The following is a 23,424-nucleotide window of genomic DNA, read 5'->3' on the forward strand; positions in this document are numbered from 1 at the left end:
GGGGTTCGCGCCTTCACGCCGGTCCCGCGCCTGATGTCATCGTGATCCTGGGGTCTGCGGTCCACGCGCGACGGTGAACCACGGTGAAAGGAGAGCTATGCTCAGGTCCTTTGCATTCGTGCTTGCTGGTACGGTAGTCCTCGGGGTCTCGTCGCCGGCACACGCGACGTCGTCGGTCCTCGTCGAGGGGGCGCGGCTGCACGGCGCCAACGGGATGAACGTGGGACCGGACGGCCGGCTGTACGTCGCGAGCCTGCTCGGCGATGAGATCGCCGTCGTGAACCGCAAGAGCGGGGCCGTCGTGGGGCGGCTCGACGGGTCGGACGGGGTCGACGGTCCGGACGACCTCACGTTCGGCCCGGATGGCTCGCTCTACTGGACGTCGCTCCTCACCGGGAACGTCGTGCGGCGCTCGCCGTCGGGCGCCATCACCCAGCAGCACGTCGCGCCGGGGGTCAATCCCATCACCTTCTCCGATACGGGGAGGCTCTTCGTGGCGCTCGACTTCCTCGGGGACGGGCTCTACGAGCTCGATCCGGATCTGTCGGATCCGCCGCGCTTCATCGCGGGGAACCTCGGCTTCCTGAACGGCATGGACTGGGGGCCTGACGGCAGGTTGTACGGGCCAATCTGGACGCAGGGCAGGGTGGTCAGCATCGATGTGGACTCCTGCACCGGCGCGGTCGACCCGGAGGTGGAGTGCGATCTCCAGACGGTCGCCGACGGCTTCTTCATCCCCGCGGCGGTCAAGTTCGACGGGCTCGGCCGGCTCCACGCGGTCGATCAGGACGGCGAGGTGGTGCGGATCGACGTCCTGACCGGCGACAAGGAGGTCCTCGCGGTGCTCCCGGTCGGCCTCGACAACCTCGCCTTCGACGCGCAGGACAACCTCTATGTCTCGAGCGCCGCCGACGGCTTCGTCGTCCGGATCGCGCCGGACGGGCAGGTGCGCACGCTGCTACGGGGCGGCCTTGTGCTGCCCGGCGGCCTGGCCGTGCTGAGCGAGGGAGGGGCCGAGTCGGTCTATCTCGGCGACACGGCCTCGCTCCGGAGGTTCGACGGCGACACGGGCGAGCAGCTCGGCGTCGAGCCGTCGTTCCTGGGCTTCTCGGAGCTGCACGGGCCCTCCACGGTGTCGGCCGACGGCCCGGAGTTGATCTTCAGCTCGTGGTTCGCCAGCGTGGTTCAGGTCTACGACACGACGACGGCCTCGGTCGTCGAGACCTACAGCGATTTCGCGACGCCGCTCAACGCGGTCCGGCTCCAGGGAGATCTCGTGGTGGCCGAGCTCGGCGCGGGGCCGGGCGCGGGGCGCGTCGTCCGCCAGACCAGCGGCGGGCGCGTGACGCTCGCGCCGGTGGCCGTGCCATCGGGCCTCGCCGTGGCGGGCGGCGACCTCTGGGCCGCCGACTGGGCCGCCGGCGCGGTCCTCCAGCTGGTGTCCGGCGGCGTGACGCTCTCTCCGCCGCTCGAGGTGGCCGCCGGCCTGTGGCAGCCCGAGGGAATGGCGGTCGATCTGGACGGCTCCCTGCTCGTCGTGGAGAGCGGGAGGCGCCGCCTCCTCCGCGTCGATCCGTCGACGGGACACACCTCGATCGTGGCAAAGCACCTCGCGGTGGGGCTCGAGGCGATCACCGGGACGGTGCCGACCTACGGGATGAGCAGCGTCGCCGTCGGCGCGTCGGGCGCGATCTACGTCTCCGGCGACAAGGGCAACGTCCTCTATCGGTTCTGAGCGGTCGGACCATCCGTACGGCGCGGCGATCGCGACGGAGCGCCTGCTCGGGCTCGCGGGCGGTCCCCCTGTCGGCCCGGGCCTCCACCACCCGGAGAGCGTGCTCGACCCCGCGAGCGTCGTCGCGCGGCTCGAGGAGCTCGGCGCGCGCGTTCGCCGCAGCGCGAACCGCCACGGAGCGTGACGCGGGAGGGTCCCGGCTTGACAGGTCTCGGCGGCGCGGAAGATCCTCCGCCGAGATCGCGCGCCACGTCGCCGCGATCGACCGGGGGAGGGATGCATGCGTGGCTTTGGTGTCGAGTGGCTTGCCCTGCGGGAGCCGGTGGACCATCGCTCGCGGAGCGGGGACCTGTCGAGCGCGCTCGCCGCCCGCCTGGGCGCGCGCGCCCAGATCTCCGTGGTCGATCTCGGCGCCGGTACCGGCTCCAATCTGCGCGCGACGGCGCCGCTGCTCGGGCCTGAGCAGCGCTGGACGTTCGTCGACCACGACGGCGCGCTCCTCGCGGCGGCGCGGGCGGCGCTCACGCGATGGGCCGAGACAACCGTCGAGGACGGCGAGCCGCTTGTCGTCGAGAAGGCGGGCAGGCGCATCACGGTCTCGTTCCAGCGCGCCGACCTCGCCGCCGATCTCCCCGCCGCGCTGGGCCGCGCGCCGGACCTCGTCACGGCGTCGGCCCTCTTCGATCTCGTCTCCCCGGAGCGCATCGTCCACTTCGCCGCTCAGGCCGCCGCGCGCCGCGCCGTCTGTTACGTCGCGCTCACCTACAACGGCGTCCAGCGCTGGTCGCCGAGCCATCCGGCGGACAGCGCCATGGCGGCCGCGTTCCACCGCCATCAGAGGACGGACAAGGGCTTCGGCGCGGCCGCCGGTCCGGCGGCGCCCCAGCACCTCGCCGAGCAGCTCCGGCGGCGGGGCTACGAGGTGCTGGAGGGCGACAGTCCCTGGGTGCTCGGCGCCGCCGACGCGGCGCTCCTCGGGGAGCTGCAGAGCGGCTTCGCGCAGGCCGTCAGCGACGTGGGCACCCTCGATGCCCTCGATGCCAGAACGCTCGATGCCTGGTCGCGGCTCAGGCGTACCGGCGGGGTGGTCGGCCACACCGATCTGCTCGCGTTCCCGCCCTGAGCCGTCTTGCTTTTTCTCGACCCTCGGACTAGAGGACCAGGCCGACCTCGAGGCGTGGAATGCGTTCCGGCGCGCGCGATGCCGCCCGGGGGGCCCACGCGGGCAGATGCGACGCTCGAGCGTCTCGGATCTGCGAGATGACCATGCCTGTCGGTCTCTGCTCGTCGCCCGCGAAGAGACTGCGACGGTCGGGCGGTTCGGGCTCAGCAAGGAGGCAATCGTGATGGATCGCCAGTTCATCCATGTGCGCGGCGCGCGCGAGAACAACCTCAAGGACGTCTCGCTGAACATCCCCAAGCAGAAGATCACGGTGTTCACCGGCGTCTCCGGCTCCGGCAAGTCCTCGCTGGTCTTCGACACCATCGCCGCCGAGGCGCAGCGCCAGCTGAACGAGACCTTCACCGCGTTCGTGCAAGGCTTCCTGCCGCACCACGGCCAGCCCGACGTCGATCGCATCGAGCACCTGAACGCGCCTATCATCATCGATCAGAAGCGGGTCGGGGGCGGCTCGCGCTCGACGGCGGGCACCTACACGGACATCGCCGCGCTGCTGCGGCTGCTCTTCTCGCGGGTCGGGCAGCCCGCTGCGGGGGCGGCCTTTGCCTTCTCGTTCAACACCCCGCAGGGGATGTGCCCGGAGTGCGAGGGCATCGGCAAGACCGTCCAGCTCGATCTGGACAGGCTCCTCGATCGCAGCAAGTCCCTGAACGGCGGGGCGATCCTGCACCCGGACTTCAAGGTCGGGAAGTGGATGTGGAAGATGTACCCGCTCTCGGGCCTCTTCGACAGCGACAAGCCGATCGAGGACTACACCGAAGAGGAGCTGCGCGCCCTCTTGTACGGCGCTGACGTGAAGGTCTCGTTCGGCGAGTTCGGCTCGAAGTACGAGGGCCTCGTCGAGCGCTTCACCCGCATGTACATGAAGAAGGACGCGGCGGCGATGTCCGAGCGCAACCGGGCGGTCTTCGAGCAGTTCACCACCTCGCAGACGTGCCCGGTGTGCCACGGCGCGAGGCTCAACCAGGCGGCCCTGAGCTGCAGGATCCACGGCCGGAACATCGCCGAGCTCTCCGACCTGGAGGCGACGGAGCTGATCAAGCTCCTGCGAGACCTCACCGACCCGGTCGCCGTGAGGCTGGCCGCCAGGCTCATCGAGCGCTTGCAGCACCTCGTGGACATCGGCCTCGGTTACCTGAGCCTCGGCCGGGAGACCTCCACCCTGTCCGGCGGCGAGTCGCAGCGCTTGAAGATGATCCGGCACCTCGGAAACAGCCTGACCGACATGCTGTATATCCTCGACGAGCCCAGCGTGGGGCTGCACGCGCGCGACGTTGCCCGCCTGAACCGCCTGCTCCAGGAGCTGCGCGACAAGGGCAATACCGTGCTGGTCGTCGAGCACGATCCAGACGTGATGGCGATCGCCGATCACGTGGTGGACATCGGCCCGAAGGCAGGAGTGCACGGCGGTGAGGTGGTCTTCGAGGGGAGCTACGAAACCCTCAAGAACACCGATACACTGACTGGAAAATTCCTGAAACAACACCTGCCGATCAAGCGGAAGGTCCGGCAGCCCACCGGGCAGAGGGTCATCAAGAACGCCACCCTGCACAACCTGAAGAACGTCACGGTGAGCATCCCCACCGGCGTGCTGACCGTCGTGACGGGGGTCGCCGGCTCCGGCAAGAGCACGTTGATCAACGATGTCTTCCTGGAGCAGCACCCGGAGGCGATCGTGATCGACCAGTCCCGGGTGACGGCCAACAGCCGCTCTGCTCCTTGCACCTATACCGGGATCATGGATGACATCCGGCAGGCGTTCGCCAAGGCGAACAAGGTGAGCGCCTCGCTCTTCAGCTTCAACTCGGAGGGCAGCTGCCCGAGCTGCAACGGTCTGGGCGTGGTCTACACCGATCTCGCGTTCATGGAGGGCATCGTCTCCACCTGCGAGATCTGCGAGGGCAAGCGCTTCAAGTCGGAGGTGCTGGCGTACAGCCTGCGCGGCAAGACGATCAGCGACGTGCTGGACATGACGGTGGAGGAGGCCTTGGCCTTCTTCGCCGAGAAGAAGATCAAGGCCGTGGTGCAGGCCATGAACGACGTGGGGCTGGGCTACCTGAAGCTCGGTCAGCCGCTCAGCACGATGTCGGGCGGCGAGGGGCAGCGCCTGAAGCTCGCCACCGAGCTCCACAAGCAGGGCAGCGTCTACGTGATGGACGAGCCCACCACCGGGCTGCACCTCTCCGACATCGGGCTGCTGATGGGCATCATCGACCGGCTGGTGGACGCCAGGAACACGGTGGTCCTGATCGAGCATCACCTGGACGTCATCCGGCAGGCCGACTGGATCATCGATCTCGGCCCGGAGGGCGGCAGGGCGGGTGGCGAGGTGCTGTTCGCGGGGCCGCCGTACGAGCTGAAGGGCTGCGAGCGGAGCATCACGGCGAAGTTCATCTGAGGGCGCCTTCACGCCGGGACCCCCTGTGCGTGACAGGCACATGCCGACCCCATCGACCGCCGGAGACTCTGTTTCTTCCTGAGCAACGCCGGGGAGCCGGCGGCCGCGACCCGACCGGGGTTGAGACGAGACCGGCCGGGCGATCACTTCCTTCGATACGCGCCGGGCGTCGTCCCCGTGCGACGCTTGAACGCCGTCGTGAGATGCCCCTGATTGGAGAAGCCACAGGCCAGAGCGATCTCGGCGATGGACAGCCGCTCGTCCCGGAGCATGGTCATCGCCATTTCGATGCGGCGTGAAAGCACGTACTGATAGGGAGTCTGATGAAAGGCGTGCTTGAACAGGCGCGAGAAATGGTCCGGCGAGTAGCCCACCAGCCCCGCCAGGTCGACGAGCCCGAAATTCGAGGAGAGCTCGCTGTCCACGAACTTCTCGATCTGAGCGCGCTGGCTGCTCGAGAGGCTCGCGGCGCGCAACGAGATCTCCGCCTTGGCCCCCGCGCCGTACCGAGCCGAAAGGTAAGAAGCCAGCGCCAAGGAGAGCGACTGCACGTAGACGGCGCCAAAGTACTCCTGCCCCTCGGCCTGCGCCTGCAGGCGATGAACCAGGTCGACCACGTGGGCGTCGATCAAACCAAACCGTGGGCCCCGCTCCAGAACCAAGACGGCGGAAGGAGACGAACAAAGAGCCGACATGGAGGCCTGGGGAAAGTTCACCGACGTGCACACGGACGGCCGCCCCCGCCACTCGACGCTGTGAAGCGTGGTCCTCCGCGGCAAGAGGTCGATCATGCCCGAGAGCCGCTCGAAGGAATGCTCCCGAACCTCTCCCGAGGTCGGCTCTGCGAAGCGAATGTCGATCTGCGAGGGGCCTCCCGCCCAGACCAGGACCGCATCCGACTCGCTGGAGAGTCCCTCGACCCGGCCGCTTTCGGGCATGTACCCGATCCGGAGAGGCAGCCCCACCCAGTCCGATCCGGTGAGAGCCGCTCCGTACTTCGCTGAAATTTCCGCTGTCATGCTCGGGGTCGACCCAGAGCATCGTCGACCTCGAGGAACACAGGGGTCAAGCCTTTCAGGCACGGGGCGTGCCCCAGCCCGCACCCCAGCCCGCTTGCGCCGAGCGGATCGGACCCCGCGTGTCGAGATCCTGAAAACCTTCGCCGGGAATTTGAACGACGTCGCCGCGAGCGCTGCGTAGCCTTCCGCCACTTCCTCACAGAGGCCGCGCGGGCGGTGGGGCATCGAGCCAAGCGCTCGCCAGTCTTCTGCCCAAAATACAATTTTCTACCTTCGGTCGCCTGCGACCGGGAGCTCTGCTCACATGTCTACCTCGACCTCTCCGCTGCTCGTCCGCCGTGGTGCATCCGGCGCCTTCGCCCGCGGGATTTCGCTCGCGAGCCTTCTCCTTGTCGGTTCCCTGGCCTGCTCCAGCTCTTCGGATGGGTCGTCCGATGGCTCGGATGGGTCTGGAGAGGCCTCCTCCGGCGGCGCCACGACGGGCGGGGCTGGGGCCACGGGAGGCGCCTCGACCACGAGCGGGGCGGGCAGCACGACGGGGACCGGTGGCTCCGCTTCCAGCAGCTCGAGCGGAGCCAGCTCGAGCGGAGCCGGAGGGGGCGGGGACGGAGGAGGCGGCGGCGGCGCGACGGGAACGTCGAGCGCGGGTGGGGGCTCTCCCGATCAAGGGTTCCAGCCTTGCCCCGCGACGGGCCCCTGCAAGGTCCTGCCCCTCGGGGACTCGATCACCTTCGGTCTCGGCTTCGATGGCGGGTACCGGGTCGAGCTCTTCCGCCTGGCCCGGCAAGACGACCACGAGATCACCTTCACGGGCACGCAGCAGATGAACGGACCGTCGATGGTCGATGGCGCGCCGTTCCCCCGCAATCACGAGGGGATCAGCGGACAGACCATCGCCCAGATCGCCGGTCGTGTGCCGAGCCCGGCGCTCAACGAGATGCCGCACATCGTGCTGCTCCACGCGGGCACCAATGACATGTATCAGTCCCCGAACGGCGCCGACACCCGCCTGGGCGCTCTCCTGGACGAGCTGATCGCCGAGGCGCCCGACGCGCTGATCGTCGTGAGCAACATCATTCCTTTTCCGGGCGGCGCAAGCGCGGTCAATACGTTCAACGCCACCGTCCCCGGGCTTGTCGAGGCGCGAGCCAGCGCGGGCGCGCACATCGTTTACGTCGACCAGTTCGCGGGTTTCCCCACGTCCGAGCTCGGCGACGGGGTCCATCCCAATCAGGCGGGTTACGCCCGGATGGCGGGCGTCTGGTACGACGCGATCTCCGACTACCTGAGGTGAGCCGGCGGGGGGTCGAAGGCGAGCGCGCCTGGGCCGCGTGCGGCTCACGGCGCCCGAGCCGCGGCCCTCGGTTGCAATTGCAATCGAGGCACCTCCACTCCACCTGGCCTTCGGCTGGCACGCCGAACCGCTCCGCCGTGTGCTTCTCGAGGTCGCTCAGGTTCCCCGACGGCCGGGCGTTCTGGGTGCAGCAAGAGGATGGACGCGGTGGAGCGCCGTGCGCTCTCGGAGCACCGGCTCAGCGGACCCTTGCGATGCAGCGCAATCAAGGGTGGATCCACGCGATCACCCCCCCCGGCGGAGATGGCTCGGCCAGCACCTGTGGGGCGATCTCCGGGATCGCCCCACGCTACCGCGCGGGCGCGATCTCGGCGAACAGCCGCTCGTGGGCGGCGAGCATCGCCCCGAGGCTGAAGCGCGCGTCGAACGCCTGCGCGTTGCGCGCGCCCATCGCGGCGGCGGCCGCCGGATCGGACAGCAGCGCGAGGAGCCGATCGGCGAGCGCCCGGGGCTCCTCGGGGGCGACGAGGTAGCCGCCCGCGCCGTCCTCGATCGCCTCCGGGACGCCGCCGACGCGGGTCGCGACGATCGGCTTTCCGGCGGCCATGGCCTCGAGGACCGCGAGCGGGAGCCCCTCCCAGCGGGACGAGAGGACATAGGCGTCGAGGCTCGCCATCACGTCGGGCACGTCGCTGCGCAGGCCGAGGAAGTGCACGCGCTCCCGCGCCGCCATGCCGGCGCGCCGGGCCTCGAGGTCGGGCCGGGCCGGCCCGTCTCCCGCGATCACCAGGTGGACGCGCGGGTCGCGCGCGAGGACCTCGCCGGCGGCGTCGAGCAGGACGTCGATGCCCTTCTGGCGCGACAGCACCGCGACCGTGCCGAGCACGCGGGCCCCCTCGGGCAGCCGCAGCTCGGCGCGGACGCGGTCGCCGCGCCCGGCCCGGACGCGCGCGCCGTCGATGCCGTTGCGGATCACCCGGATGGGCCTCCGGACGCCGAGATCGCGCCGGAGCTTGGTCGCCAGATCGTCGGAGACCGCGATGACCGCGTCGGCGAGGCGCACGTAGTACCTGAACTTGCGCAGCGAGCGGGGGCTCGCGCTGTTGATCTCGTTGTGCTCCGAGTAGACGACGCGGGGGCGCGGCAGGAGAAGGCGCGACGAGACGCCGCCGAAGATGAGCGGGGCGAAGTTGTGGACGTGCACGACGTCGGCCCGGACGTCGCGGAGAAAGCCGCGGATCGCGAGGGGCAGCTCGGGATCCACGCGGGCGAAGCCGAGGTTCAGCCGCGGGCGGCGCCGCAGGACGAGCCGGCGCTCGGGCGGGAGGTCGACCTGATCGAAGAGCTTGCCGGGGGCGTCCAGGCAGACGAGCGACGGGTCGAAGCGGGCGCGATCGAGGCCGTTCAGGAGGCTGACGGCGACCTTCTCGAGGCCCCCGACGTCGAGGTTGATGACCACCGTGCACACGCTGATCTTCCGCATGGGGCCCGCCTCCCGCGGTCGTACCATGGCGCCGCGGCGCCGGGGAAATCGGGTGCGGCGCGCGCGGCGATCATGTAAAGCGGGGGCTCTGCGGCGGCTCCGGATCCTCCACCTGATGCCCTGTCGCTTCTGGGGCGGCCCGGAGCGGCAGACCGTGCAATCGGCGAGGATCCTGCGCGATCGCGGCGCGTGCGACGTCTCGTTCGCCGTGATCCCGCACCGGCAGGCGAAGGTCGCGGACAACCCGCTCGTCGTGGGGGCGCGCGCGGAGGGGTTCGAGGCCGAGCCGCTCGCGATGGCGCGGGGCTACGACCTGCTCGAGGGGGCGCGCCGGCTCCGCGCGATCGCGGCGCGGCTCCGGCCCGACGTTGTCTGCACGGTGAGCTACAAGGCGGACCTCCTGGCGCTCGGGCTGCGCGGGCGCGGCGCGCCGCGGGTGCTGGCCGTGGCGCGCGGGTGGACGGGCGAGGACCGGAAGGTGCGGCTCTTCGAGTGGGCCGATCGACGGACGCTGCGCTGGCACGACGGGGTCGTCGTCGTGTCGGAGGCGCAGCGCGCGCCGGTGCGGGCGTGCGGGGTGAGCGAGGCCCGGATCTTCCGGGTGCCCAACGCGATCGACCTGGATCGGATGCCGCCCCCGGTCCCCCGCGCGCAGCTGCTGGCGGAGCTCGGGCTCGGCGCGTCGGCGCGGCTCATCGGCGCGGTGGGGCGGATCAGCCCCGAGAAGGGGCAGCGCTCGCTCGTGGAGGCGTTCGCGGCGGTGGCGCGCGCGGACGCGCAGGCCACGCTCGTGCTGGTGGGCGACGGGCCGGACGAGGCCGTGGTGCGGGAGGAGGTGGCGGCGCGCGGGCTCGGCGAGCGCGCGCGGCTGCTCGGCCTGCGCCGGGATGGCGCGCAGCTCATCGGGGCGCTGGACGTGCTGGCGCTGCCGTCGCGCACCGAGGGGCTGCCGAACGTGGTGCTGGAGGCGTTCGCGTACGGGACGCCGGTCGTCGCGAGCGCCGTCGGCGGCGTGCCGGAGCTCGTGCTGGACGGCGAGACGGGGTGGCTCGTCCCGCCCGGGCAGCCGGACGCGCTGGCGCGGGCGCTGCTCGACGCGCTCGGGCGGCCGGAGGAGGCGGGGGCGCGGGCGACCCGCGCCAGGGCGCGGCTCCTGTCGCAGTTCACGGCGGAGCGGCAGGCCGAGGCGTGGCTCGAGGCGTTCGCCGCGGTGACCGGCGCCGCGGTGGCCTGAGCGGGCGGCGGGCGGCGCCCGCGTCCGCCGCGGCGCGCGGCCGATCTCCCGGGGGGAGCGCGGATCAGCTGGGCGGCGTGGCGAGGCTCCCGGGCATGGGCGCTGCGGGGGCGCCGCGGCGCTGCTCGGCCAGCTGCTTGTAGATGCGGGCGAGCGTGTCGCCCACCACGCTCCAGTCGTATCGGCTCTGGACGAGCGCCCGGCCGGCCGCGGCAAGGCGCGCCCGCAGCGCCGGATCCGCGTCGAGCTCGAGGAGCGCGCCGCGGATCTCCTCGACGGTCCGGGTGATGATCGCGTGCTCGCGGTCGCGCAGCGCGAGCCCCTCTGCGCCGAGCTGCGTGGAGACGACGGGCACGCCGGCCGCGAGCGCCTCCAGGATCTTCAGCCGCGACCCGCCCCCGATGCGCAGCGGCACCACCGACGCGAGCGCGTCGGCATAGTAGGGCCGCACGTCGGGCACGGTCCCGGTCACCTCCACGCCGGGCAGCGCGCCGAGCGCGCGCACCTCCGGCCCGGGGCTCCTGCCGACCACGGTGAGGCGCCACGCGGGCCGCGCGGCGTGGATGGCGGGCCAGACGTCGCGCGCGAAGGCGACGATGGCCTGCGCGTTCGGGCGGTAATCCATCGAGCCGACGAAGACGATGCGGCGGCGCGGCTCGGAGCCGCCCGCGCCCGCGGGGAAGGCGTCGACGTGGACGCCGTTGTCGACGGCGAAGGCGCGCAGTCCGGGGCGGAGCGCGAGGAGCTTCGCGCGATCCCGCTCGCTGACCGTGAGGTGCGCGTCGAACTGCTCCAGCACCTTGCGCTCGAAGCCGGCGAGCTGCGAGGCCAGGGCGAACGCCGCGAGCCCGCGGAGGGGATCGGGCGCGTGCTTGCTGTAGCGAGAGAGCACCTCCGACTCGATGTTGTGCCAGTCGCAGAGGAGCAGCGGTCGATTGCGCGCCGCGCGCAGCAAGGGCAGGTAACCGGCGAGATGGACGCTCTCGACCTGCACGGCGTCGAACTGGCCTGTATCGAGGACGCGCGCGAGCTCCTGGCGCATTGCGTCCGTCGTGTAATTGAGGACGACGAGCGGCAGCTGCCCCACGGCCCCGCGCAGGATCTTGCCCAGGGAGTTCGGCCGCTCCTGGGTCAGCGTCAGCACCTGGTCGGTGATCTGCGCGATATCGTTCATCGATTGAGGAGCGGGACCGGCACCGCCCATCCGTGCCCGCCCGTTCCTGACGGCGCCGTCGTCGGCGAAGCTCAGGTAAGTGACCCGCGCAAAGCGCGACAGCTGCCGGACAAAATGCCAGTTGCGTAGCTTGGCCCCGGTATCGAGCGGCCAGCAGGCGCGAGGTGCAAAATAGAGAATACGCATCTGTCGCATGGCGGTCATGGACACCTCCGGCTCGCGCGCGACGCGCAGGCGGGTTGGACCGGTGCCTCGCGGCGTCGCGCGGCACGTTCAGCGCGATGAACGGTCCGAGCCTTCCGGCGCCGGCTCGGCGATGGGATTGGATGGTCAACGCCCAGAGAGCGGCGACCATGACCTGGAAAGCTAACATGGCTCACCAGTGCGATGTAAAGAAATCAGCGCTGGGCGGGTCGCGTGAGCGTGCGTGGCGGCGGACGGAGGAGGCCCTGGCGCGTCGGCTGACACTGGCATTTGGCGACGGAGGCGACGCTCGGCGACGTCGCCTGCTTGACGCGCCGCGTCCCGCGGGGCTCGCGAATGACACTGTGAGGAAACGTGGCTCTGCTCGGATCACCGCGGGGCCTTTCGGGCATATAGGACGCCCGCTCGCGGACGCCTGCTTCGGGCACCGCCACGGGTCCGCACCCCTACGATTGAGGATTTCAGCGATGAACAGGGCACGAGGTTCGACGATCGGCGTATTGCTCGCGGTTTTCTTCGTGGCGTGCGGTTCCTCGAACAGCACGACAAAACCTGAGGGCTCGGGGGCGGGGGCGGGTGCGGGCGGCTCGGGGGCGGGTGCGGGCGGCTCGACCGGCTCGGGCGGCTCGACCGGCTCGGACGGAACAGGGGCGGGCGGTTCGACCGGTTCGACCGGTTCGGGCGGTGCCGGCGGCGATCCGACCGGAGACGGCGGCGCTGGCGGCTCGTCCACCGGAGGCGGGCCCCCCGTGATCGAGCCCGTGTTGGTCACTTCCGGGCCGAACGACTACTGGAAGACAGGGGCGCCGACGGAGGTGACGAGCGGCAATGCCGACGTGACCGTCAACGACGCGACGACGTACCAGCGATGGGACGGCTTCGGCGGCACCTTCAACGAGGCGGGATGGCACGTGCTCTCGATGCTCGGCGATGCCGAGAGGAGGCGAGCCATCAAGCTGCTCTTCGACACGCACGAGGGCGCGGCGTTCGCCTACGGGCGCGTCCCCATGGGGGCCAGCGACTATGCGATGGATCGCTATACCCTCAACGAGACGCCGAACGATACGACGATGGCGAGCTTCTCCGTCGCTCGGGACAGGGAGAGGTTGATTCCGTACATCAAGGCGGCGCTCGCCGTGAGGCCCGACCTCCACCTCTGGGCCAGCCCGTGGACGCCCCCCACCTGGATGAAGAGCAACGGCGCGATGGATGGCGGCCGCATGAAGGACGACGCGAGCGTCCTGCGGGCGTATGCCCTGTACTTCGCGAAGTTCGTGGAGGCGTACGCCGACGAGGGCATCACCATCGAGGCGGTTCACCCTCAGAACGAGCCGAACTACGAGACGAGGTACCCGAGCTGCCTGTGGACGGGGCCGCTCATGGCCAAGTTCATCGGCACCTACCTCGGGCCGACGTTCGACGAACGAGGGCTCACGACCCAGATCTATCTCGGCACGATGTCCAACGCCGACAGCGGGAAAGACGGGACGATCATCAGCGCGGTGACCGGCGATTCCACCGCGATGAAGTACGTCAAGGGCTTCGGGCTGCAGTGGAACATGTTGGGCAGCGTCTCCGGCTTGAGGTCGCGCAACATGCCGATCGTGCAGACGGAGCACAAGTGCGGCAACTACCCCTGGAACCCTGCGGGCATGCCGCCGTTCAACGAGAATATGCCGCCGAACGATCATGCCTACGCCGAGGAGAGCTGGAAGCTCATCCGCGACTGGATCCAGGCAGGGGTGACCTCGTACAGCGCCTGGAACATGGTGCTGGACACGGCGGGGAAGAACCTGGACTCGCAGCGGCCGTGGCCCCAGAACGCGCTTCTTACCGTGAACACGGGGATGGGCACGCTGAACGTGACCCCCGCCTACCACGTCTTCCGCCACGTCTCCGGATACGTCGATCCAGGCGCGGTGCGCGTCGGCACGACCGGCGGCGATGCGCTGGCCTTCAAGAACCCTGACGGCACCATCATCACGATTCTTTACAATTCCGGCAATGCAGAGAAGACGACCGTCCTCGGCGTGGCGAGCAAGAAGCTCCAGTTCAGCATTCCTGCCCACGGATGGGCCACCGTCAACTGGAAGTGAGGCGAGCTCTGGTCATGGCGGCGGATCATGCCTAATGTCCGCCGCCGATGGCTTCCACCCCGCTCGGCCTGGCCGAGTCACGCGACCAGCGCATCGCCCAGGTCCTGCTGTTCGTCACCCCGGCGCTGTTCACGGCCAACATGGTGCTGGCGCGCGCCACGGCGGATTTCATTCCGCCGGTGGCGCTGGCGGAGCTGCGCTGGCTGGGCGTCGTGCTGGTGCTGCTGCCCTTCTGCGGCCGCGAGCTCTGGCGCGGCCGCGCCTCGCTGCGCCGCGACTGGGCCCGGTATGCCCTGCTCGGCCTGCTCGGCATGGGCATCTGCGGCGCTGGCGTCTATCACGGCGCCGCCAGCACCACGGCCACAAATATCGGCCTGATTTACGCCGCGTCGCCGGTGATCATCCTCCTGCTGTCGCGGGCCATGTTCGGCGACCGCCTCAGCCGGCGCCAGGGCCTGGGCGCCGGGCTGGCGCTCACCGGCGTGCTGGTCATCGTGCTGCGCGGCGACCCGGCGGCGCTGCTGGCGCTCAGCTTCAGCACCGGCGACCTTGTCATCCTCGTCGCCGCGATCTCCTGGGCGCTGTACACCGTGCTGCTGAAGCGCTGGCCCGATCCGCTGGGGGTCAGCGCGCGCCTCACCGCGATCGCGCTGGCCGGGGTGATCGTTCTGCTGCCGCTGCTCGGCTGGGAGCTGGCCACCCGCGGTCCGCCGGATTTCGACCTGCGCACCGTCGCCGCCGTGCTGACCCTGGTCCTGGTGCCAGGCGTCGGCGCCTACGCCACCTACGGCTACATCACCCAGCACCTCGGCCCGAGCCGCACCGGCCTGCTGCTCTACATGTCGCCGGTCTATACCGCCGTGATGGCCTGGATGCTCCTCGGCGAGGCGTTTGCCCTCCACCACTGGCTCGGCGCGGCGCTTGTGTTGCCGGGCCTCTTCTTCGCCACCCACAAGCCGGCGGCGACCTGAATGCCTGTGCCTCGCGGAGGGGCGAGCTTTGCGGACGCTGGGCTAGCCAGCTCGCCCCTCGGTCCCTCAGGGCGTCACCGCAGGCCGCTCTTCACCGCCGCGATGAGCTCGCCGTTCGTCGTGTCGCCGCTCAGCTCCCAGAACATCGCGCCGCCCAGCCCCTTGTCCTTGATGTAGCGCATCTTGACCCCGAGCGACGCCGGGTTGTCGTAGCTCCAGAACTCGGTGCCATTGAAGGTGTAGAACGCCTTCGTGTCCGGGTGGGTGTAGCCGGGGTGCCCCTTGGCCTTCAGGATCTTGTAGTCCTCGATGCCCGCCTCGTACGTGCCCGGCGCGGCGCCGGCGGCCGACTGCCACACCCCCTGGCCGGCGCTCGTGACCCCGGTCCAGCCGCGGCCGTAGAAGGGCACCCCGACGACCAGCTTGCTCGCCGGCGTCCCGCCGTTCAGCCAGGCCGAGACCGCCTCGTCGGTGCTGTACTTCAGCGCCTTCGCGGGGTTCGAGCCGGAGTTGTAGAGCGGCGCGTGGAAGTTCGTCGTGCGCTCCCACGCCCCGTGCATGTCGTACGTCATCAGGTTGATGAAATCGAGGTGCCGGTGGATCGCCCCGACCTGGATCTTCTCGATCTTGTCGAGTCCGGCGGGCGCCGCGATGGTGAGCTGCAGCCCGGGCCTCACCGCGTTGAGCTGGCTGCGGAACTCGGCGAGCAGCGCCGTGAAGTTCTGGGTGTCCTCGGGGCGCTGGTTGCAGGTGCTGCCGCACGCGGCCGGGTACTCCCAGTCGACGTCGATGCCGTCGAACACGCCGGCCCAGCGGGGATCCTTGATGAAGAGATCGACACACGAAGAGACGAACGAGGCGCGGTTCGCGGGCAGCGCGGCGTCGGAGAAGCCGGCGGACCAGGTCCAGCCGCCGAGCGAGATCATCACCTTGAGGTGCGGGTGCTTGCGCTTCAGCTTGCGGAGCTGGTTGAAGCTGCCGCGGAGCGCGCCGGTGTCCCAGGTGTCGGCGACGCCGTCGACGCTGTCGGCGGCGCTGTAGGCCTTGTCGTAATCGGCGTAGGTGTCGCCGAGCGCACACCGGTTGCCCACCACGTTGCCGAAGGCGTAGTTGATGTGCGTGAGCTTGGCGGCCGAACCGCTCGTGTCGATGTTCTTGACGTGGTAGTTGCGGCCGTAGATGCCCCACTCCGCGAAGTAGCCAATCACCTTCTTGTCGCCGCCCGCGCCGCCGCTGCCTCCCTCGCCGCCGGAGCCGCCGGAGCCGCCGTTGCCGCCCGAGCCGCCGCTGCCGCCCGAGCCGCCGGCTCCGCCGCTGCCGCCGGAGCCGCCGCTGCCGCCTGCACCGCTCGTGCTGGCGCTGGTGGTGCTTGTGCCGCTGCCGCTGACCACCCGCCACAGCGCCGGGACGATCGGCGGCTCCCAGCCCGGAAGAGAGGTGTGCCCCTGAATGCAACTGTACGTGACGCCGCCGTAGGTCACCTCGGAGTTCACGGCATACGCGGTGTACGGCGCCCAGGCAGCGGCGAGGGCGGCTTGCTCCGTCTCCTCGATCTCTGCTCCATCCGGGCCGATGCGCCCCACGTCGTCGCCATCGAGGCCGCCGCACGCGGCCAGAGCCATCACGGCAAAGAGCGGCAGGGTCGTGAGAGGATAAAGCTTCATGGCAGATCTCCTTGAGTGTGCCGGTTTCCGGTCGTCGCAAACCTCATCAGCAACCGGCGTACCGCACGCGGCGATGACCTCGATGATCGATGCCAATGAGCCGCCTCAGCGCGTTTTGCGCTCCCCGAGGAGGACACACGCCGCGATCGCGCCCGGCGATCCCGGCGCGCACGGGGGGTGATCCGGGAGATCGCCGGGCGATCCTCCCGATCGCGGGAGAGCTCCCGGATCGCCCCCCGGGGCCTCCCGGCGATCCCCGGGAGATCGCCCGGCGATCGCCCGGCGCAGCGCTCTTCTTCGCTTCCTCCCTCCCGCAGCAAGCGGCCCCGGAGCAGGGCATGACGCTTGCTTTTGTCGGGATCCGTGGATGGAACCATCGAGCCCCTCGGCCAGGAACCTGTCGAGCCACATCCGGGTAGCATCGCGGTCGAAATGCACACCAGCGAACCGCTGACGCTCCTCGCCCCGCTGTCCGGTCCCATCGTGCCCATCGAGTCGGTCCCCGACGCGGTCTTCGCCGACAAGATCGTCGGCGACGGCATCTCGATCGATCCGACCTCCCAGACGCTGCTCGCCCCGTGCGACGCGACGGTGACCCTGCTCCACGCGGCGCGGCACGCCATCACCCTGAGCGCCGCGGGCGGGGTCGAGATCATGATCCACGTCGGCATCGACACCGTCGGCCTGAAAGGCGAGGGCTTCACGGCACGGGTGAGCCAGGGAGACAGGGTCTCCGCCGGCCAGGCGCTCCTCGAGTTCGACGCCGATCTCCTCCTCCGCAAGGCGCCCAGCCTGCTCACGCAGGTCATCGTCCTGAGCGGCGAGACGAGCGCCATCGTCGAGCGCGCGAGCGGCGTGGCCAGGGCCGGCGCGAGCCGCCTCATGACGGTGAGCCCCAGGCGGCGGACCGGCGGGGAAGCGCCACGCGCGTCGAGCGCGGGAGAGACGAGCGCGTCCAGGCCGCCGCCGCGGGCCACGGTCGGGATCACGTCCGCCCTCGTCGTGGTGCCCAACCCGCACGGGCTGCACGTGCGTCCGGCCGCGGTGCTCGCCACCGAGGCCAAGTCGTTCGCCGCCGACATCGGCGTGGAGCTCGCCGGCCGCAACGCCAACGCGAAGAGCGTCGGCGCGCTGATGAAGCTCGGCGCCGGCCCGGGCGCCGAGCTGCGCATCGTCGCGAGCGGCAGCGAGGCGGCGCGGGCGGTGGCCCGGCTCGTCGAGCTCGTCCGGAGCGGGCTGGGCGAGGATCTCTCCGCCGCGCGTCATCCATCGCCCCCGGCCGATCCCGGGCGCGCCGCCCCCGCCGCCGCGCCGCGCCCGAGCGACGACGCGCGGCACCTCCACGGCGTGAGCGCCTCGCCGGGGCTCGCCATCGGCCCGATCTGCGCGATCGACCCGCTCGCCGCCTCGGTCGACGAGCACGCGACCGACACGGAGGCGGAGCTCGCGCGCCTGCAGAAGGCGCTGCTGCACACCCGGCTGGAGCTGAAGCAGCTCGTCGCCGCGTCGGGCAAGCGCGTCGAGCAGGCCCAGATCTTCAGCGCGCACCTCGCGATGCTCGACGATCCGGAGATGATCACCCGCACAGAGGTCGCCATCGTGGAGGGCAAGTCCGCGGCGTTCGCGTGGCGCGAGGCGGTGATGTCGTCGTACCGGGAGCTCGCTCGCCTCTCGAACCCGCTGCTCGCCGCGCGCGCCAACGATCTGCGGGACGTGGGCGGCCGCGCGCTGCGGCACCTCGTCGGCGTCGACGAGGCCCAGGCCGTGCCGGCCGGCAGCATCGTCGTCGCGGAGAGCCTGACGCCCTCCGAGGTGGTGCGGCTCGCGGATCAGCGGATCGCCGGCCTGGTCAGCGTGCTCGGCGGCACCACCTCGCACGCGGCGATCCTGGCGCGCTCGCTCGGCGTGCCGTACCTCGTCGGCGTTTCGCCGTCGCTGCTCTCCGTCGAGGCGGGGGCGGCGGCCGTGCTCGACACCGACGAGGCGGTGCTGCTGCTCCACCCGGGCGCGGCCGAGCTCGACGCCTACCGCGGCCGGCTCGGCGCGCGCCAGGCGCTGCGCGAGCGGCAGGAGGCGGCCGCGGGGGAGCGCGCGGTGACCCGCGACGGGGTCCACGTCGCGGTGCTGGCCAACATCGCGAGCGCCGACGACGCCCGCAAGGCCGTCCGGCTCGGGGCCGAGGGCGTGGGCCTCCTGCGCACCGAGCTGATGTTCTTCGATCGCGACAGCGCGCCGACCGAGGCGGAGCAGACCGCCGCGTACCAGGAGATCGCCGACGCGCTGGGCGAGCGGCCCCTCGTCATCCGCACGCTCGACGTCGGCGGCGACAAGCCGCTCTCCTACATGCCCTTGCCCGCGGAGGACAACCCGCTCCTCGGCATCCGCGGCCTGCGCATCGGCGCGCTCCACCCGACGATCCTGCGCAGCCAGCTCCGCGCCATCCTGGCGGCCCGGGCCCCGGCCGGGCACCGCGTCCTCTTGCCCATGGTCGCGGGCCTCGAGGAGCTCGAGGAGGCGAGGCAGGTGCTCGAGGAGGAGCGCCGGCGCGCCGGATCGCCGCCGGTGGAGCTCGGGATCATGGTCGAGGTGCCGTCGGTCGCGGTCCAGGCCGACCGGTTCGCGGCGGAGGTCGATTTCTTCTCGATCGGCACGAACGATCTCACCCAGTACACGCTGGCCATGGACCGCACGCACCCGCGGCTCGCCGGCCGGCAGGACGCGCTGCACCCGGCGGTGCTCCGGCTCATCGACGCGACCGTGCAGGCCGCCAAGAAGCGCGAGCGCCGCGTGGCGATCTGCGGCGCGGTGGCGAGCGATCCCGAGGCCGTGGCCGTGCTGATCGGCCTCGGCGTGACCGAGCTGAGCGTCAGCGTCCAGGCGATCCCGGAGGTGAAGGCGAGGATCCGCGAGCTCGACGCCGCGAGGTGCCGCGAGATCGCCAGGGCTGCGCTCGATCTGGGGACCGCGGCCGAGGTGCGGGCGCTGCTCTCGCCCGGCGCGCGATCCGGATGATCTCACCCGCGCAGCATGCAGGCCGGGGGCCGGCCGCCAGCGCGACGCGAAAACCGCCCCGCCCAACGGAGAAGGAGCTTCGGATGAGAGGATTCAACGAGCTGCAGCGCGTCGGCAAGGCGCTGATGTTGCCCATCGCGGTGCTGCCGGTCGCGGGCTTGCTGCTCCGGCTGGGGCAGCCCGACGTGCTGGACATCGCGTTCGTCGCCCAGGCCGGCGGCGCCATCTTCGACAACCTGGCGCTGATCTTCGCCGTGGGCATCGCGGTCGGCCTCGCGCGCGACATGAACGGCGTGGCCGGGCTCTCCGGGATGATCGCCTACCTGGTGATCACGAACGGGGTGAAGAGCATCGACGAGAAGGTCAAGATGGGCGTCCTCGCCGGCATCCTCGCCGGCGTCCTCGCGGGGGCGATGTACAACCGCTTCCGCGACACGAAGCTGCCCTCGTTCCTGGGCTTCTTCGGCGGCAGCCGCTTCGTGCCCATCGTCACCGGCGGCGCGAGCCTCGCCCTCGCGCTCGTCCTCGGCTTCGTCTGGCCGCCCATCCAGGCCGGCATCGACGCGCTGGGCGGCTGGGTCGTAGCCTCGGGGCCGATCGGCGCCTTCGGCTTCGGCGTCCTGAACCGCCTGCTCATCCCGACCGGGCTGCATCACATCCTCAACAACCTCGCGTGGTTCGTCGTCGGCTCGTTCCCGGGCGCCAAGGGGGCGGCGACCGGCGATCTGAACCGCTACTTCGCCGGCGATCCCTCGGCGGGCGTGTTCATGGCCGGCTTCTACCCGGTGATGATGTTCGGCCTGCCGGCGGCGTGCCTGGCGATCTACCGCACCGCCCGCCCCGAGAACCGCAAGGCCACCTTCGGCGTGATGTTCTCGGCCGCGCTGACCGCCTTCTTGACCGGCATCACCGAGCCCATCGAGTTCGCGTTCATGTTCCTCGCGCCGGCGCTGTACGCGGTCCACGCCGTGCTGACCGGCCTCTCGCTGGCGCTGCTCGACGTGCTCGGCGTGCGGCACGGCTTCAGCTTCTCCGCCGGGTTCATCGACTACGCGCTGAACTACGGCCTCTCGACCCAGGGCTGGATGATCGTGCCTGTCGGCCTCGCCTACGCGGTCGTCTATTACGGCCTCTTCGTCGTCTTCATCGAGCGGTTCAACCTGGCCACGCCGGGCCGCGAGGCCGCGGCGGGGCCCTCCGCGGTCCCGTCCGAGGGCGTGCCGGGGGAGGGGGCCGAGGCCGGCGCAGGCGGGCTCGCCGGGCAGCTCCTGCGGGCGCTTGGCGGCCACGGCAACCTCCGCGAGATCGACGCGTGCATCACCCGCCTGCGGCTGGTCATGGTCGACCGCGATCGCGTGAAGGACGCGGACCTGAAGGCGCTCGGCGCCAAGGGCGTGGTGCGCCCGGGGACCGACAGCCTGCAGGTGATCCTCGGCCCCATGGCCGAGTCGATCGCCCGGGAGATGCGGGAGCTCAGGGACGGCGCGCCGGCCGCGGCGCCGCAGCCCGGCGCGCCCGCGGCGCAGCCGGCAATGCCGCCCGGCGCGCCCGCGGCGCAGCCAGCAATGCAAATCGAGCGCTGGCTCGCCGCGCTCGGCGGCGCCGCCAACGTCCGGTCCGTGGAGGGGTTCTCGAGCGGGCGCGTGCGCGTCGAGCTCGCCGACGTGGACACGGTCGACGACGCGGCGCTGGAGGCCGCGGACGTGATGGGCGTGATGCGCCTCCCGGACCAGGTTGTCCACCTGCTGGTCGGCCCGGAAGCGCCGCAATACGCCGCCGCGCTCGCGCGGAAGCTCGAGGGGTGACGGGCGTGGAGCTCGAAGGCAACGTCCTCACGCCGGACGGCTGGCTCCGCGGGCGCGTCTGCTTCGACGCGCGGGTCCGGGAGATCGAGGGCGCGCCGGTCCCCGAGCCCGCCCGGGGGCCGCGGATCCTGCCCGGCTTCATCGATCTGCACGTGCACGGCGGCGGCGGCCGGGACGTCATGGAGGGCGGGGACGCGGCCCGGGTGATGGCCCGCGCGCACGCCACGACCGGGACCACCAGCCTGCTCGCCACCACGATGACGGCGCCCCTTCCGGACATCGTCTCCGCCCTGCGCGCGATCCGGGCCGCCATGAACGCGCGCCGCCGCGGCGAGGCGCGCGTCCTCGGCGTCCACCTCGAGGGCCCGTTCCTCAACCCGGGTCGGCTGGGCGCGCAGCCTCCGTGCGTGCTGGGCGGCGACCTCGGCGTCGCGCTCGCGCTCCACGCCGTGGCGCCGATCCGCGTGCTCACGCTCGCGCCGGAGCTCGCGGGCCACCTGGCGCTCATCCGCGACCTGTCCGCCCTCGGGGTGCGGGTCCAGATCGGGCACACGCTGTCCAGCTACGACGAGGTCGTGGCGGCCCTCGAGGCGGGGGCGAGCGGCTTCACCCACCTCTTCAACGCGATGAACGGGCTGCACCACCGCGAGCCCGGCGCGGTCGGGGCGGCCCTGGCCCACGGCGACTTCGCCGAGCTGATCCCGGATCTCGTCCACGTTCATCCGGGCGCCATCCGGGCCGCCCTGCGCTGCGTCCCCCGGCTCTACGCCGTGACCGACGGCACCGCGGCCTCGGGGATGCCGGACGGGCCGTACCGGCTCGGCGCGCACGCCGTCGCGAAGTGCCAGAACAGCGTGCGGCTCCCCGACGGGACCCTGGCAGGGAGCTGCCTGACCATGCACCAGGCCTTCAAGAACCTTGTCGGCCTCGGGCTCTCCGTGCCGGAGGCGTCGCGTCGCTGCAGCCAGTTTCCGGCCGAGCACCTCGGCCTCGAGGATCGAGGGCGCGTCGCGCCCGGCTGCTTCGCCGATCTGCTGGTCCTGGAGGAGGACCTCGCCCTGCGGCAGATCCTCGTGGAAGGGGAGCCCCTTGAGTAATCGAACGAGCTCGATCATGGCCGAGGAGGCCCGCTCCGCCGCGCAGATCGTGGCGCAGCAGCTCACGCAGGACGAGCCTGCCTACCGCGACCTGGGCGCCCGCCTGCGGGCGGCGCCTCCGCCGTCCGTGGTCACGATCGCCCGCGGCAGCTCGGATCACGCCGCGGCCTACCTCGCTTACCTCGTGATGACGCAGCTCGGCTGTCCGGTCGCGAGCCTGCCTCCGTCGGTGGTGACCCTCTACCGCGCGCCGCTGCGGCTCTCGGGCAGCCTGGCGGTCGCTGTGTCGCAATCGGGGCAGAGCCCGGACGTGGTGACCACGCTCTCGGCGTGCGGCGCCGCGGGCGCGGTGACGGCGGCCCTCGTGAACCAGCTCGGCTCGCCGCTCGCCCAGGCGGCCGGGTCGACGATCCCCCTGCGCGCCGGTCCCGAGCGCAGCGTCGCCGCAACGAAGAGCTTCATCGCCAGCCTGAGCGCCATGGCCAGGGTGGTGGGGAGCTGGAGAGAGGACGCCGCCCTGCTCGACGCGCTGAAGGCGCTGCCGGACACCCTGTCTGCCGCGAGCGAGAGCGACGTGAGCCCGCTCGTGGGCGCGCTGGCCGGCGAGGAGCGCCTGCTCGTGCTCGGGCGGGGCCCGGGCTTCTCCATCGCGCTGGAGGCGGCCCTCAAGTTCAAGGAGACGTGCGGCGTCCACGCCGAGGCGTTCACTGTCGCCGAGGTGCAGCACGGGCCGATGGCCCTCATCGACGAGCGGTTCCCGCTCCTGATCTTCGCCCCGCGGGGCCCGGCGCAGGTCGGCCTCGCCAGCATGGCGGCGGAGTTCCGGGGGCAGGGCGCGAAGGTGATCCTCGTCGGTCCGGCCGGGCTGCCGGGGGTGGATCTCGTCGTGCCCGCGTCTCCCCACGAGCTGCTCGACCCGCTCTGTCAGATCCAGGCGTTCTATCTGGCCGCCGCTGCGTTGGCCGAGGCCAGAGGGCTGGATCCCGATGCGCCGAGGCGGCTCAAGAAGGTCACGAAAACGCTGTAGGAGTGCGTCATGAGGAGGCCTGTTTCCGATT

Annotated in this window: 15 protein-coding genes; 11 read left to right on the plus strand and 4 right to left on the minus strand. The window is 71.3% G+C overall.

Translation table 11 applies throughout. From position 1 onward, the window contains the following. Positions 1–97: 97 nt before the first annotated feature. The 3 genes from WMF28_RS12695 (at position 98) to WMF28_RS12705 (ending at position 5,313) form a co-directional block, all read left to right on the plus strand. A complete protein-coding gene (locus tag WMF28_RS12695) occupies positions 98–1,735 on the plus strand; it encodes a hypothetical protein (RefSeq protein ID WP_437602452.1) in 1,638 nt (545 codons plus the stop codon). 280 nt (positions 1,736–2,015) lie between these two features. Next, the gene (locus WMF28_RS12700) at positions 2,016–2,858 is read left to right on the plus strand and encodes a class I SAM-dependent methyltransferase (RefSeq protein ID WP_437602453.1); all 843 of its coding nucleotides are present in this window, start codon (positions 2,016–2,018) and stop codon (positions 2,856–2,858) included. Positions 2,859–3,081: 223 nt separating this feature from the next. Beyond that, positions 3,082–5,313 (plus strand): ATP-binding cassette domain-containing protein, encoded by a 2,232-nt coding sequence (locus WMF28_RS12705; RefSeq protein ID WP_437604251.1) that lies wholly within the window; start codon positions 3,082–3,084, stop codon positions 5,311–5,313. Positions 5,314–5,456: 143 nt separating this feature from the next. Here the strand turns inward: WMF28_RS12705 and WMF28_RS12710 are convergent, their stop codons facing one another. Then, positions 5,457–6,251, minus strand: coding sequence for a helix-turn-helix transcriptional regulator (locus WMF28_RS12710; protein ID WP_437602454.1), 795 nt, complete (start codon positions 6,249–6,251; stop codon positions 5,457–5,459). 385 nt (positions 6,252–6,636) lie between these two features. On the opposite strand from WMF28_RS12710, the gene WMF28_RS12715 reads away from it, so the two are divergent. Beyond that, entirely contained in the window at positions 6,637–7,626 is a 990-nt protein-coding gene (locus WMF28_RS12715) for an SGNH/GDSL hydrolase family protein (RefSeq protein ID WP_437602455.1), read from the plus strand. Positions 7,627–7,975: 349 nt separating this feature from the next. On the opposite strand, the gene WMF28_RS12720 is transcribed toward WMF28_RS12715, so the two are convergent. Beyond that, the gene (locus WMF28_RS12720) at positions 7,976–9,109 is read right to left on the minus strand and encodes a glycosyltransferase (RefSeq protein ID WP_437602456.1); all 1,134 of its coding nucleotides are present in this window, start codon (positions 9,107–9,109) and stop codon (positions 7,976–7,978) included. 115 nt (positions 9,110–9,224) lie between these two features. Between WMF28_RS12720 and WMF28_RS12725 the strand changes: the two genes are divergently transcribed. Further along, complete coding sequence (locus WMF28_RS12725; protein WP_437602457.1) at positions 9,225–10,343, plus strand: glycosyltransferase; 1,119 nt, start codon at positions 9,225–9,227, stop codon at positions 10,341–10,343. A gap of 64 nt (positions 10,344–10,407) precedes the next feature. Here the strand turns inward: WMF28_RS12725 and WMF28_RS12730 are convergent, their stop codons facing one another. Beyond that, a complete protein-coding gene (locus WMF28_RS12730; RefSeq protein WP_437602458.1) occupies positions 10,408–11,517 on the minus strand; it encodes a glycosyltransferase family 4 protein in 1,110 nt (369 codons plus the stop codon). A 965-nt stretch (positions 11,518–12,482) separates the two neighbouring features. Between WMF28_RS12730 and WMF28_RS12735 the strand changes: the two genes are divergently transcribed. Together WMF28_RS12735 and WMF28_RS12740 are read left to right on the plus strand one after the other, a co-directional pair. Then, positions 12,483–13,817 (plus strand): glycoside hydrolase family 30 protein, encoded by a 1,335-nt coding sequence (locus tag WMF28_RS12735; RefSeq protein ID WP_437602459.1) that lies wholly within the window; start codon positions 12,483–12,485, stop codon positions 13,815–13,817. 47 nt (positions 13,818–13,864) lie between these two features. After that, complete coding sequence (locus tag WMF28_RS12740; RefSeq protein WP_437602460.1) at positions 13,865–14,788, plus strand: DMT family transporter; 924 nt, start codon at positions 13,865–13,867, stop codon at positions 14,786–14,788. 74 nt (positions 14,789–14,862) lie between these two features. On the opposite strand, the gene WMF28_RS12745 is transcribed toward WMF28_RS12740, so the two are convergent. After that, positions 14,863–16,452 (minus strand): glycosyl hydrolase family 18 protein, encoded by a 1,590-nt coding sequence (locus WMF28_RS12745; protein ID WP_437602461.1) that lies wholly within the window; start codon positions 16,450–16,452, stop codon positions 14,863–14,865. 432 nt (positions 16,453–16,884) lie between these two features. On the opposite strand from WMF28_RS12745, the gene ptsP reads away from it, so the two are divergent. From ptsP to WMF28_RS12765, 4 genes are all read left to right on the plus strand, one after another. Continuing rightward, on the plus strand, positions 16,885–19,464 hold the full coding sequence (gene ptsP / locus WMF28_RS12750) for a phosphoenolpyruvate--protein phosphotransferase (protein ID WP_437602462.1): 2,580 nt from the start codon (positions 16,885–16,887) through the stop codon (positions 19,462–19,464). 83 nt (positions 19,465–19,547) lie between these two features. Beyond that, complete coding sequence (gene nagE, locus WMF28_RS12755) at positions 19,548–21,269, plus strand: N-acetylglucosamine-specific PTS transporter subunit IIBC (RefSeq protein WP_437602463.1); 1,722 nt, start codon at positions 19,548–19,550, stop codon at positions 21,267–21,269. Beyond that, positions 21,266–22,366 (plus strand): N-acetylglucosamine-6-phosphate deacetylase, encoded by a 1,101-nt coding sequence (gene nagA / locus WMF28_RS12760; RefSeq protein ID WP_437602464.1) that lies wholly within the window; start codon positions 21,266–21,268, stop codon positions 22,364–22,366. The genes nagE and nagA overlap by 4 nt, the downstream gene beginning before the upstream one ends. A gap of 16 nt (positions 22,367–22,382) precedes the next feature. Further along, on the plus strand, positions 22,383–23,393 hold the full coding sequence (locus tag WMF28_RS12765; RefSeq protein ID WP_437604252.1) for an SIS domain-containing protein: 1,011 nt from the start codon (positions 22,383–22,385) through the stop codon (positions 23,391–23,393). Positions 23,394–23,424: the final 31 nt, after the last annotated feature.

Source organism: Sorangium sp. So ce590, from assembly GCF_051521365.1.
In the GTDB taxonomy this organism is placed as follows: Bacteria; Myxococcota_A; Polyangia; order Polyangiales; family Polyangiaceae; genus Sorangium.